This is a genomic window from Komagataeibacter kakiaceti JCM 25156, from assembly GCF_000613305.1.
In genome coordinates, this window is the sequence record NZ_BAIO01000030.1 from 1 (window position 1) to 12,663 (window position 12,663).

Here is a 12,663-nt window from a genome sequence, read left to right on the forward strand (position 1 = left end):
GCGGCAGGTAATGCCGGAAATCAAGGCAGCGCCGGGTCACCTGTCCCGGCCCAAGAATATGTTTCTGGGCATAGGACCCCACCACCAGGGTCAGTTCAATATCGGGCATCTGCGCCATGATCCGCTCACGCCATTGCGGCGCGCATTCCAGGCGGGGCGGGCGGTCACCGCCCTGTGGCAGACGGCCGGGATAGCACAGCCCCATGGGCACCAGCGCAATGCGGCTCGTATCGTAAAAAGTGGCCCGATCTATGCCCATCCATGCCCGCAGCCTGTCGCCAGAGGCATCGTTAAAGGACTGTCCGGTTTCATGCACGCGAGTACCGGGCGCCTGACTTGCAATCAGCAGGCGTGCGGTGCGGGAAACATGCACGACCGGGCGTGGCCCCAGCGGTAGATGCGCCGTACAGATCTGGCACGCACGGATAGCGTTGAGCAGGTCTTCGAGCGTCTCGGCCATGGCGTGCTCCTACCGATCCAGCAGGTCGCGGGTCCAGGCGGGGACCGTGCGCGTGGCGGGCCCAGGAATGATCTGCTCAAAGGCGGACGGGCCGGAGGGCACTTCCAGATTGAACAGCATCGTATCCGCATGGTCGGCCACGCTGTCCACAAATCCCGCCGCCGGATAAACGACGCCGGAGGTGCCGATGGCGACGAACAGGTCGCATTCCGCCAGCCGTTGCGCAATGGTGTCCATATGGTAGGGCATCTCCCCAAACCATACGATGTCAGGGCGTAGCGCGGGGGTATGGCAGCCGGGGCAGGGCGTATCAGGGTAACAGTCGGTTCGCCATGTGGGTGTCATGCCGCAATGGGTGCAACGTAACCGCAGCAGTTCGCCATGCATGTGAATGACATTCTGGCTGCCCGCGCGTTCATGCAGATCATCTATATTCTGGGTGATGATGGTGAGATGCCCCGGCCACTGGCCGTTACGCGCGGCCTGCTCCAGCGCCGCCAGGGCCAGATGGGCGGCGTTGGGGTGCACGGCGGGCAATCTGGCGCGCAGGTCGTTATAGAAACGGTCCACCCGCAGCGGATCACGCCTGAATCCCTCTGGGGTGCAGATGTGTTCGATGTGTTCGTTGTTCCACAGCCCGTCCGCCCCGCGAAAGGTCTGCAGGCCGGATTCCTGACTGATGCCGGCCCCGGTCAGGACCACGATACGCCGCATGCCTCTACGTTCCCCCATATGGCGAAGAGAGTGTTTCAAAAGCACCGCTGCCCGGTCTGGGGTCGTCCATTCCAGCCGCGTTTCTGAAACTCTCCCTTACCATAGGCGTGGGCATGGGGACTGCCCATAAGAAAACCGCCATGGATGTTCTCCATGGCGGTTTGCCGTAGTCGAGATCAGGAGAAGGTGGCTCCCGGAGGAGCCACCCATGCGCCTTACTGTGCGGCGTCCTGACCCGTATGGGTCTGCGGTGCGAAGGTCCAGCCCGCGCCATAAGGCTGCGGAAGGAACACGGACCAGCCGCTGCTGGTGCTGTTCCAGCCCGAGCTGGAAACCGGAGCCCCGGTGTCACGCAGCTTGGTCACGTCGGCGGCGGTAACGGTGCCCGGCGCCTTGTTGCCCCAGCTTGTGCGGATGAAGTTGACCACGTCTGCAATCTGCTGGGCGGACAGCGACTTGCTGTAGCCCGGCATGGCGACCGCGGACGGCGCCCAGTTGCTCGGCGGCAGGACGCCACCATGCGCAACCACGTTCACCAGCGAGGTCGGGTTCTCGGTCAAGACAACCGGGTTGCCAGCCAGCGGCGGGAACATGCGGGCGACACCACCACCATCGTTACGGTGGCAGATGGCGCATTCCTTCACATACGTATCAGCACCCGGAACGCTGGCGGTGTTACCCGAAGCCAGCATGTTCGCGGTGGACGGATCGTAGGTGTAGTTGCCCTGTGACGGCGGGACCGGCGGCAGGCTCTTCAGATACTTCGCGACGGCGTGCAGGTCGTCATCGGTAAAGTACTGGGTGCTCCATGCCACCACGTCGCCCATGCCACCGAACACGGCGGAATGGTCGATGCGGCCGGACTTCAGGAACAGGTAGATGTCGTCCTCGCTCCAGCGGCCCAGACCCACGACCGGGTCATTGCGCAGGCTCGGCGCGACCCAGTTGTCGATCGGTGCGCCACCGGACAGGAACTCGGGTCCACCCGCCGTATCCAGCGCCTTCTCCTGCATGGCGAAGCCACGCGGGGTATGGCACATGCCGCAATGGCCGGGGCCGGTCACCAGGTATTCACCACGCGCTACCTCGCATCGGTGCCGGGGGCGGGGGTATAGTCCTTGGGCGCGGGCGAGAAGAGCATGCGCCACACACCCAGCGGCCAGCGCATGGACAGCGGCCAGGAAATATCCGGCTGCTTGTTCGGCTGCGCGACCGGCTTCACGTCATGCATGAAGTAGGCGTACAAGGCCTGTACGTCTTCCTTCGTCATGCGCGAGAAGGCCGGATACGGCATCGCCGGATACAGCGAGGCACCGTCCTTGCGGACACCATGGCGCACGGCTTCGTCGAATTCTTCGAAGGTGTAGCGCCCGATACCGTAGGTCGGGTCCGGTGTGATGTTCGTGGAGTAAATCGTGCCGACCGGGCTCTTGATTTCAAGCCCGCCCGCATAGGCCTGACCGTGGAGAGCGGTATGACACGCCACGCAGTCACTCAGCCGCGCGACATACGCTCCCTTCTCGATTAGCGCGGAGTCGGCATTTGGCGTCTGCGCCAATGCGTCCCAGCAAGCAGACTAAACGCTGCCGCGCTGAATGTCACCTTAAGCCTGTTGATCATTATGTTCACCATCATGCGTCGCGTTGATGCGAAAAATTGTCAAAACCGGGATTACGGCAGCTGCTCGGGAATACCGGCGGCGTTCTTCCGGGCATCAACTTCCCTCTGATAGGTCTCGTTCGCACGCTTGATCAGGAACTGACGGATATCCTCAATCTCGTTCGGGTTCATGTTGCTGTCGAAGCGATCCATGCCGTAGGCGGTCAACGCGCCGCGGCCAACAACATTGTAGAACGCATCCTGGTGGCGGATGGAGCCGGACCAGCGCAGATCGGGCAGCACGCCACCACCCTCGGCATTGTCACCATGGCAGGCGGCGCAATACGTCTCGAACTGGAAGTAGCCGTTATCCGTCCGGGTGGCGTCAAACTGTGCCGGCGGCTTGACGGGGAGGAAGCCCGCGTCGTTCTGCTTGGGCAGTTCGCCAGCCTTGCCGTCGAGCGAGAAGGCAATGATGCGCGAATGGTTGACGGTCCAGCCGCTGGTGCGGGCAAGCCCACCCAGGAAGAACGGATAGATGCCGCCCCAGCCCACTTCAACCGCGACATACTGCTTGCCATTGGCAAGATAGGTCACGGGCGGTGCGATAATGCCGCTATCCGCCACGAAGTGGAACAGGTCGGACCCGTTCGTCGCGTCATAGGCATGGAATTCGCCATTCGCCAGGCCCTGGAACAATAGGTCGCCAGCCGTGGCCAGGATGCCGCCGTTCCACGGACCTTGTGGTCCACGCGCCAGGCTTCCTGCTGCTTCTGCGGATCCCAAGCCAGAAGATAGCCCTTCAGATCCTTCACGAAGGCCTGCTTGGCTTCGGGTGAGTCGGGAATGCCGACCTTGTTCATGTCCAGACCCAGGTTCCAGCTATCCGGATGCGGCAGGAACCCACCCTTCTGGTTGGTGTACAGGAACGGAACCTGCTGGGCCGGGATGTAGACGAGCCCGGTCTTGGGGCTGAACGCCATGGCCGCGAAGTTATGGCCGCCAAGGTCACCCGGAATGCCGTACCAGTCCTTGCCCGTAAGGTGTAGAGCGCATCGGGGTTGTAGATCGGACGGCCCGTCTTCGGGTCGAGGCCGCTGGCCCAGTTCACATAGACGTAGTTCTTGCCCGAGATGAACTCACCGGTCTTCGCATCGATGATGTAGAAGAAGCCGTTCTTCGGCGCATGAACGATGACGTGGCGGGTCTCACCGTTGATCGGCAGGTCAAGTGTCATGATCTGCTGGACAGAGGTGAAGTCCCACTGGTCCATCGGCGTTTCCTGGAAATGCCAGACGTATTCGCCGGTTTCCGGCTTCAGCGCGACGATGCTGCCCAGGAACAGGTTGTCGCCCTTGCCTTCGGAGCGGTACTTGTAGTTCCACGGCGAACCGTTGCCCACGCCCAGATAGACCAGGTCGCTCACGGGGTCGTACACGATGGAATCCCACACCGTGCCGCCGCCGCCCTGACGGGTCCAGGCGCCGGTCGGGCTCCAGGTCTGGTAGGCCTTGTTCATCAGCACGCTGTCGGAAGCGGCGTGGTCCGGTTCGTTCTTGGGGTTCGGAACCGTGAAGAAGCGCCAGTCGACCTTGCCGGTTTCGGCATCGAACGCCGTGACGAAGCCACGCGCGCCGAACTCGGAACCACCGTTGCCGATGATCACGCGGCCCTTGGCGATGCGCGGCGCGCCATCAACCGTATAGGAGCGCTGCTTGCCCAGCTCCGCTTCGGGCGGGATGGTGTTGACGCTCCAGACCAGCTTGCCGGTCTTGGCGTCCAGGGCGATCAGGCGGCCATCGAACGTGCCGAAATAGACCTTGCCATTCCAGTAGGCCGCGCCACGGTTGACCGTGTCACAGCAGCCCTTGTCCGCGATGTTGCCGGGCACGCGCGGGTCGTACGACCACAGCAGCTTGCCGGTCGCGGCGTCCACGGCTTTCATCATGCTCCAGTTGGTGGTGGCGTACATGACGCCATCAACAACCAGCGGCGTGCCTTCCTGCCACGATTGGTATCGAGATCCAGATACCAGGCCAGCTTCAGGTTTCCGACATTGGAACGATTGATCTGGTCCAGCGGGCTGTAGCGCTGTTCAGAATAGGTACGGCCATAGGTAAGCCAGTCACCGGGATGATCATCAGCATGGATGATCGCTTCCCCCGTGGCGCCCTGCCCATCATCCGCCGATGCCATGGTGGCATAGCCCGAGATGAGAGCCGCACATATCGTTCCGGCTGTAAGCGTTCTGCTCAGAGAACGTCTTTTTCCGAAAACGGCAGAAATCATATGTGATGTCCTCAGAAAAACTAACGGTTTCGAATTCAGGACGCCGCCGCCGCAACTTTTTGCCGGGGCCGGTTTCCTGTCCGTAACTGGCTGGAAACGCATGGCGCGTCTCCATCTTCACCCAGACAGGAAACCGGCGATTTAGCAGAAGAAAAAGCAGGTAGTCCGTTTCATCCGAACATACTGAGGCTGGCACCGCCGTCTCCTGACATTTTAGTGTTCGAGATCACTAAAACGTGAATATGTTGTCAGATAAGCAATGAAACGGATAATCTGAAAATCTGGAAGATTTCATTTATCTAACTGATATTAAACAATAATTAAGGCGTCTGGTCCGCGTTTGCTGTCGAAGCAGTTCACAATGAACGGCACGAAATATATTTTTATTATTCAACAAATATATAAATAGGGGGCCTGATGGAACCCGATGTCCCCCTACGCGTAACGGTACGCGACGCGAGGGAATCAGGGCAGGGGATAGTGCTCCAGTGGTTCGTAGCAGGGGCCATCCGCGCCTCGCAGGGACTGGAACAGGGTGAAGTGCCCCACGGTCTCGCCCTCCGATGCGGGAAGGGTGGTTGCGAGCCAGCGCTGCCGCTGGTCGGGGTCGGTGCGTTGCGACTGTCCGAGCGTCACATGCGGCACGAAGCGCCGCCCGCGTCTGGCCGTGGCTGGCAGGAGCCGGTTCAGGGTCGCGCGGATCCTGTGCTGCAGTTGCGTCAGCGCGGGATCGGTGGCGAGGCCAATCCATAATGTGTCCGGCCCGTAATGCGTTTCGGACTCGAACAGGCCGGGTGCGGTCAGTCGCAGGTGGGGGTGGGGAGTGTGAATCGCCGCCAGGGCATGGTGAATATCCTCCATCACCGGCCGCTGGGTGACCTCCCCGATGAAATGCAGCGTGAGGTGGTAGGACTCCGGCGGGTACCAGGCCACATCAGGCAGGCTTCCCCTGAGTTCACCAGCACGCGCTGCAGGGAGGGCGGAAATTCCAGACCGACAAAAAGACGCATGAAGTACCTGTGAATAAAAGAGCGGGCGGCATGGGTCGCAACATGGCGCGTACAGTATATATATCCCACGCCGCACATGCCGGGCATGTTGCCGTATTGTAATGTGTTGGACACGCTGAGGTTCTTGAACGTGTTCTAGCATGTTCCCACATTCAGGGAGAGGCACGTCAGTCAAGGGCGTGCAGGAAGGAAAAACAATGGCTTTTGGCCCTGATTCGCGGAGCTTCGTCAGCCCCGCCGCAGAGAATGCCGCAGGCTCCGTCGATATGGGGCTGCGCGCCTATATGCTGCGAGTCTATAACTGGATGGCATCGGGACTGGTGCTGACCGGGCTGGTTGCGTACCTGATCGCCAATACCGGCCTTCAGGCGCTGTTCTTCCAGCATGTCGTCGCCCCCTCGGGTATGGTGGCGATCCGGCCCACCGGTCTTGCCATGCTCGCCATGATCGCGCCGCTGGGCTTTGTCATGGTGATGTCCTTTGGCGTGAACCGGTTGTCCACGCAGGCGGTCCAGACGCTGTTCTGGCTCTTCTGCGGCGTGATGGGCGCGAGCCTGTCCAACATCTTCATGGTGTTCACCGGCGTTTCCGTCACACGGGTGTTCTTCATCACGGCGGCGACGTTCTGCACCATGTCGATATGGGGTTACACGACTCGTACCGACCTCAGCCGCTTCGGCTCCTTCTTCATGATGGGGCTGTTCGGTCTTGTCATCGCGGGCGTGGTGAACATGTTCCTCGCCAGCCCGGGGCTGTATTTCGTCTACAGCGCGGTTGGCGTGCTGCTGTTCGTCGGCCTGACCATGTTCGACACCCAGCGGATCAAGGCGACCTACCAGCAGTTCGCCTATTACGAAGGGCCTGACCAGGCGGCGAAGCGGTCGGTTTATGATGCGCTGAACCTGTACCTTAACTTTATCAACCTGTTCCAGTTTCTGCTTCAGTTCATGGGTGTGCGGAACAGCAGCAATGACTGAGGTGGGACAGGAGTCCTGCAAAACCCGGACCTGAAAGGTCTGATTTTGGGAATACGGAGGGCCGTCGCGAAAGCGACGGCCCTTTTTGCATGAAAAGACTGATTTTGTGAGCGATCCGTCAAAATAGATAAGACTTATTTACACAATGAAATTATATGATGACGGGAGTGTGAGGTTCATGACAGTTAAGCAATGCCTTGTAAAACCGCGTTTTTTGACGATAAATCAGCGGCTATGTAATGTTCTGAAATATTATGTGAAGGCTTGCCTATAGGGCCGTTCAGGTCGGATAACCCTTGAATAGAAAAACTATATGAAAGGGTAAGCGGCACAGAGCATGCGCTTCAGAACACAGGACGGCATCGCGATTTATGGTCCGATCTGCCCTGACAGTAATGATTACGTAAGGTCTGGCGGGCCGTATTGATCAAAATCATGGTCAGCCGGTCGGCAACTAACTCATGACGGATGCAAACTGAAAATGACGGTTGTCATTTTTGGGAGTCGACGTGGCGCGATGTCGCTGGATGCAGGGGAAAGGCCAGGTGCATTTTTCCTGTGGGGCGTATAGCGTGGCCGTTGTTGTCTAAGCCCGTGGATGAAGCGAGGATGTGAGCAAAACAGGGTGATGTCGAAACCAACGAGGCGTGAGATGAAGAAAAAAATCTTGCCAAGATTAACGAAGTTGATGAGCTTATCCTCAGCAGTGCTGTTAGCAGGCTGCACATGGGATACGCTCGACCCCAAGGGCATAATCGGTCTTCAGGAAAAAAACCTGATCCTGACGGCATTGTTCGTGATGCTGCTGGTCGTGGTGCCGGTATGTATCCTGACGCTGCTGTTCGCATGGCAGTACCGTCAGTCCAATACATCGGCCGAATACCTGCCGAAATGGTCGCATTCCAACAAGATCGAAGTGGTTATCTGGGCCATCCCCAGCCTGATCATTCTGTTCCTGGCGGTGCTGACCTATCAGACGTGTCATTCGCTTGATCCGTACAAGCCTCTCGAGGCTGAAGCCAACGTCAAGCCAATTCATGTCGATGTTGTGGCGCTGGACTGGAAGTGGCTCTTTGTCTATCCGGATGAAGGGATCGCAACGGTCAACCAGCTTGCCATGCCGGTGAATACGCCGGTCGATTTCCGGATCACCTCTGACTCCGTGATGAACTCCTTCTTCATCCCGCAGCTCGGAACGATGATCTACGCCATGGCCGGGATGCAGACACAGCTGCACCTGATCGCCAATGAACCGGGTGATTTCCAGGGTGAATCGTCCAACTTCAGCGGCCGTGGCTTCTCCGACATGCGTTTCCGTGCGCTGGCCATGCCGGCGGACCAGTACAGCGCGTGGGTCGAGAAGGTTAAGGCTTCTTCCGAGCAGCTGGACAGCGCAAGCTATCCGAAGCTGGCCGCGCCGAGCGAGGCCAACCCGGTTGAATACTTCTCGCATGTCGACGCGGGTCTCTTTGATGAGATCGTTGCCAAGTACAACGACGGCATGATCATGGATAAGAGCACCGGAAAGATGCTGCACGTGCAGCAGTCCGCGATGTCCGACATGAACATGAAGGAATAGGACAGATGTTAGGCAAATTAACTTTGTCGGCCATTCCTTATGATGTGCCGATCCTTGTCGGGACTTTCATCGGTGCTGCCATTGCTGGCCTGGCCGTTGTCGGTCTCATCACCTATTACGGTAAATGGGGCTACCTGTGGCGTGAATGGCTGACCTCGGTCGACCACAAGCGCATTGGTGTCATGTATATCGTTGTGGCCCTCGTGGCGCTGTTCCGCGGTTTCGCGGACGCGATCATGATGCGCTCCCAGCTTGCGCTGGCCTATGCCGGTAACCCCGGCTACCTGCCGCCGCATCACTATGACCAGATCTTCTCCGCCCACGGCACCATCATGATCTTCTTCATGGCCATGGCGTTCATGCAGGGTCTGATGAACATCGTGGTGCCGCTGCAGATCGGTGCACGCGACGTGGCCTTCCCGTTCGTGAACACGCTGAGCTTCTGGATGACGACCGTCAGCTTCGTGCTGGTCAACGTCTCCCTGTTCATCGGTGAGTTCTCGCAGTGCGGCTGGCTGGCGTATCCGCCCCTGTCCGAGCAGCAGTTCAGCCCCGGCGTCGGTGTTGACTACTATATCTGGGCGGTTCAGCTGTCCGGTGTGGGCACGCTGCTGACGGGTGTGAACTTCTTCACCACCATCGTGAAGATGCGCGCGCCGGGCATGAACTACATGCGCATGCCGGTTTTCACCTGGACCATCTTCTGCACGACCGTGCTGATCATGGCCGTCTTCCCGATCCTGACCGTGGCCCTGGGGCTGCTGGGCCTGGACCGTTACCTTGGCATGCACTTCTTCACCAATGATGGTGGCGGCAACCAGATGCTCTATCTGAGCCTGATCTGGGGCTGGGGCCATCCGGAAGTGTACATTCTCGTTCTGCCCGCTTTCGGTGCCTTCTCCGAAATCACGCAGACCTTCTCCCGCAAGCCGCTGTTCGGCTACAAGACCATGGTCTACGCGACCGCTTCCATCATGGTCCTGTCGCTGCTCGTGTGGGCTCACCACTTCTTCACCATGGGTGCCGGCCCGAACGTGAACACGTTCTTCGGTATCATGACGATGATCATCGCGGTTCCGACCGGGGTGAAAATCTTCAACTGGCTGTTCACGATGTACAAGGGGCGTGTCGAATTCCACGCGACCATGTACTGGGTGATCGGCTTCATGATCACCTTCTCCATCGGTGGTATGACCGGTGTGATGCTGGCGATCCCGGCTGCTGACTTCGTTCTGCACAACAGCCTGTTCGTTATCGCTCACTTCCATAACGTGATTATCGGTGGTGTGTATTTCGGTTACGTCGCCGCCATGAACTTCTGGTTCCCGAAGGCGTTCGGCTTCAAGATGAACGAAGCCTGGGGCAAGCGGGCGTTCTGGTTCTGGCTGGTTGGCTTCTACTTTGCCTTTATGCCGATCTACGTTGTCGGTTTCGAAGGCATGACCCGCCGCATGAACCACTACGACAATCCGGAATGGCATCCCTGGCTGCTGATCTCCGCATTCGGCGCCGCGCTCATCGCGCTTGGTGTTGTCTGCCAGCTCACGCAGATCTACGTGTCCGTCCGTGACCGTAACCTGGCTGAAAACCGTGACCTGACGGGCGATCCGTGGAACGCTCGTACGCTGGAATGGTCCACCTCTTCGCCGCCGCCGTTCTACAACTTTGCCATCGTGCCGACCGTGCATGAGCTGGATGCCTTTGCTCATGACAAGGAAGCCGGTATCGATACCCGCAAGGTTGGTGGCGACTACAAGCCGATCCACATGCCTAAGAACACGGCGTGCGGCTTCGTGATTGGTGCCTTCAGCTTCGTGCTTGGCTTCGGTGCGATCTGGTATATCTGGTGGCTGGCCGCTGTTGGTCTGATCGGTATCATCGCTACGGTGATCGCCCGTTCCGCCAACAACGATGTCGACTACTATGTGCCGGTCTCCGAGATTGTTCGTATCGAACAGGAGCACTCCCGTAACCTTATGGCAGCACAGGCAGCGGAATAATGGCGCAAAACATTACTGCTGATGCAGTCCACGACCACGACGAACACCACGAATCTCCTGTGGTGTTCGGGTTCTGGCTGTATCTGATGACGGACTGCGTCATCTTCGGTTCGCTGTTCGCAGTGTTCGCGGTGATGCGCAACCAGTTCGCCGGCGGTCCGACCGGCCACGAAGTGTTCGAGCTTTCCGGTGTTGGCATTGAAACCGCCATCCTGCTGCTGAGCTCCATCACCTATGGTTTCGGCATGATCGCCGCCCACGACAACAAGGTCAGCACCATGCGGACCTGGCTCGGGGTGACCTTCCTGCTGGGGCTGGGCTTCCTTTTCATGGAAATCCGTGAGTTCTCCCACATGATTGCTGAAGGCAACGGCCCGGATCGCAGTGCGTTCCTGTCCTCCTTCTTCACGCTTGTGGGTACGCATGGTCTGCATGTGACCTGCGGCCTGCTGTGGATGGCGGTCCTGCTGTTCCAGACGGCGGGCAAGACCGAGCTGAACGAGCGCATGATCGGTAAGCTGACCTGCCTCAGCCTGTTCTGGCACTTTCTGGACATCGTCTGGATCTGTGTCTTCACCTTTGTCTATCTGATGAGTGTGATCTGATGGCAGACCATGTATCCTCCACAGGAGAGAGCCACGGGAGTGTAGGGTCTTACCTTACCGGGTTCGTACTTGCCGTTATCCTGACGGTCGCGGCGTTCGGGATCGTGATGTCGCATGCGATGTCACCTTCCGGCACCGCCGGGGCGATTGCCCTGCTGGCGGTCATTCAGATCGTTGTTCATCTGGTTTACTTCCTGCACATGAACGGCTCGTCCGCTCAGCGCTGGAACGTCATGGCATTTGTCTTCACGGTGTTGTCCGTTATCGTCCTGGTGGGCGGCACGGTCTTCATCATGCATGACACGTCCATCAACATGATGTCGCGCTAAGCGGCATTGTGGTGGGGGCTGGAGGCTTGATCGCCCTCCGGTCCTGACGGCATAAAAAAAGACCGGTGCGAGAAATCGCACCGGTCTTTTTTATGGGAACCTGTGGAAAAGGCGGGGATCAGCCTTTCTGGGGTTCGGGGGAAAGAAGCTCTTTCTTGTTGGGCTTGTCTTTCCATTCCTCGGCATCGGCCGGGGCGTCGATCTTGCGCGTGATGTTGGGCCACACCGCGGCGTATTTGGCGTTCAGTTCGGCCCAGGGGGTGGCGCGGTCGTCACTATCGGGGAAGATGGCCTCAGCCGGGCATTCCGGTTCGCACACGCCGCAGTCAATGCATTCGTCCGGATTGATTACGAGAAAGTTCTCACCGGCGTAGAAGCAGTCAACCGGGCAGACTTCGACACAATCCGTGAATTTGCAGCGAATGCAGTTTTCGGTGACCACATAGGTCATCGCCTATCTCCGATCATTATTTGTTCGGCCTGCGGCAATAGGCCCGGCCATGGGAAGGGACGAGGCGCCACATCGGGCATGACCTCATCAGGAATGGCGGAAGATATGAGAGTGTTTTCCGGTTGTGGCAAGCCCAAGACGGCAGCTAAAGCATAATCATGCCCAGCATCTGCATTGCAGCCACAATATTCACGTGGATTCTGGAATAATTTCATACAGAAGCCGTGCAAGGGGGGCTGATTGCCGCCGTTCCGCGCAACTAATAATGCGAATGACTATCACTGTTTTTCTGTCCGGGGCGGGCAGGGTCAGGATATCGCCGCTACGCACCTGGGCATGCGCCTTGGTCACGCGCTGGCGGTTGATGCGGACCTGCCCGCCTGTCGCCATCTGCGCGCAGGCGCTCCGGCTGCGACCGAAGCGGGCGTGAAGCAGCCACAGATCCAGGCGCTGGGCGGGGGAAGGTGGGGCGGAAGACTGTTGCATGCGGTCACGGGCGGTTGAGCAGGGTGGCGAGGGCGGCAAACGGGCTGTCGGCCCGGCGGGACGGACGCATGCCCCCCTTCAGCGCCGGTCGTCCGCCTGCCTTGCGTTTTTCGGGGGGCTGCGGTTTTCCCTTCCTGTCGGGCGCGGTTCCGGGCTGGAAACGC

The 12,663-nt window shown here is 59.1% G+C and carries 10 protein-coding genes and 2 pseudogenes; 5 read left to right on the forward strand and 7 right to left on the reverse strand.

The genetic code is table 11. From position 1 onward, the window contains the following. The 5 genes and pseudogenes from JCM25156_RS03990 to thpR form a co-directional block, all read right to left on the reverse strand. Positions 1-460, reverse strand: a 460-nt coding sequence (locus JCM25156_RS03990) for a uracil-DNA glycosylase family protein (protein ID WP_025812216.1), incomplete at its 3' end; no start/stop codon positions are given. Between the two features lie 9 nt (positions 461-469). Further along, complete coding sequence (locus JCM25156_RS03995) at positions 470-1,174, reverse strand: NAD-dependent deacylase (RefSeq protein ID WP_025812217.1); 705 nt, start codon at positions 1,172-1,174, stop codon at positions 470-472. Positions 1,175-1,389: 215 nt separating this feature from the next. Continuing rightward, positions 1,390-2,794 (reverse strand): annotated as a pseudogene (locus tag JCM25156_RS21370) (c-type cytochrome). Positions 2,795-2,845: 51 nt separating this feature from the next. Next, positions 2,846-5,062, reverse strand: a pseudogene (locus JCM25156_RS21375) (PQQ-dependent dehydrogenase, methanol/ethanol family). 465 nt (positions 5,063-5,527) lie between these two features. Then, complete coding sequence (gene thpR, locus JCM25156_RS21380) at positions 5,528-5,995, reverse strand: RNA 2',3'-cyclic phosphodiesterase (RefSeq protein ID WP_242402464.1); 468 nt, start codon at positions 5,993-5,995, stop codon at positions 5,528-5,530. 274 nt (positions 5,996-6,269) lie between these two features. Here thpR and JCM25156_RS04015 point away from each other — a divergent pair, with 274 nt between their 5' ends. The 5 genes from JCM25156_RS04015 (at position 6,270) to cyoD (ending at position 11,562) form a co-directional block, all read left to right on the forward strand. After that, positions 6,270-7,049, forward strand: coding sequence for a Bax inhibitor-1/YccA family protein (locus JCM25156_RS04015; RefSeq protein ID WP_025812218.1), 780 nt, complete (start codon positions 6,270-6,272; stop codon positions 7,047-7,049). A gap of 652 nt (positions 7,050-7,701) precedes the next feature. Further along, positions 7,702-8,628, forward strand: coding sequence for a ubiquinol oxidase subunit II (gene cyoA / locus JCM25156_RS04020; RefSeq protein WP_025812219.1), 927 nt, complete (start codon positions 7,702-7,704; stop codon positions 8,626-8,628). A gap of 5 nt (positions 8,629-8,633) precedes the next feature. Next, a complete protein-coding gene (gene cyoB / locus JCM25156_RS04025) occupies positions 8,634-10,628 on the forward strand; it encodes a cytochrome o ubiquinol oxidase subunit I (protein ID WP_025812220.1) in 1,995 nt (664 codons plus the stop codon). After that, positions 10,628-11,233, forward strand: coding sequence for a cytochrome o ubiquinol oxidase subunit III (cyoC, locus tag JCM25156_RS04030; RefSeq protein ID WP_025812221.1), 606 nt, complete (start codon positions 10,628-10,630; stop codon positions 11,231-11,233). The genes cyoB and cyoC overlap by 1 nt, the downstream gene beginning before the upstream one ends. Continuing rightward, the gene (cyoD, locus tag JCM25156_RS04035; RefSeq protein WP_025812222.1) at positions 11,233-11,562 is read left to right on the forward strand and encodes a cytochrome o ubiquinol oxidase subunit IV; all 330 of its coding nucleotides are present in this window, start codon (positions 11,233-11,235) and stop codon (positions 11,560-11,562) included. The genes cyoC and cyoD overlap by 1 nt, the downstream gene beginning before the upstream one ends. 118 nt (positions 11,563-11,680) lie before the next feature. On the opposite strand, the gene fdxA is transcribed toward cyoD, so the two are convergent. Then, positions 11,681-12,013 carry a ferredoxin FdxA gene (gene fdxA / locus JCM25156_RS04040; RefSeq protein WP_010507641.1) on the reverse strand — a complete coding sequence of 111 codons (333 nt, stop codon included), beginning with the start codon at positions 12,011-12,013 and terminating at the stop codon, positions 11,681-11,683. A gap of 189 nt (positions 12,014-12,202) precedes the next feature. Beyond that, positions 12,203-12,499, reverse strand: coding sequence for an RNA-binding S4 domain-containing protein (locus tag JCM25156_RS27660; protein WP_084296434.1), 297 nt, complete (start codon positions 12,497-12,499; stop codon positions 12,203-12,205). Positions 12,500-12,663: the final 164 nt, after the last annotated feature.

Bases quoted from the DNA above. Each gene is read 5' to 3' on its own strand.
- JCM25156_RS03995 (WP_025812217.1), bottom strand. From the start codon at position 1,174: ATGCGGCGTATCGTGGTCCTGACCGGGGCCGGCATCAGTCAGGAATCC.
- JCM25156_RS04015 (WP_025812218.1), top strand. From the start codon at position 6,270: ATGGCTTTTGGCCCTGATTCGCGGAGCTTCGTCAGCCCCGCCGCAGAG.
- cyoA (WP_025812219.1), top strand. From the start codon at position 7,702: ATGAAGAAAAAAATCTTGCCAAGATTAACGAAGTTGATGAGCTTATCC.
- cyoB (WP_025812220.1), top strand. From the start codon at position 8,634: ATGTTAGGCAAATTAACTTTGTCGGCCATTCCTTATGATGTGCCGATC.
- cyoC (WP_025812221.1), top strand. From the start codon at position 10,628: ATGGCGCAAAACATTACTGCTGATGCAGTCCACGACCACGACGAACAC.
- cyoD (WP_025812222.1), top strand. From the start codon at position 11,233: ATGGCAGACCATGTATCCTCCACAGGAGAGAGCCACGGGAGTGTAGGG.
- fdxA (WP_010507641.1), bottom strand. From the start codon at position 12,013: ATGACCTATGTGGTCACCGAAAACTGCATTCGCTGCAAATTCACGGAT.
- JCM25156_RS27660 (WP_084296434.1), bottom strand. From the start codon at position 12,499: ATGCAACAGTCTTCCGCCCCACCTTCCCCCGCCCAGCGCCTGGATCTG.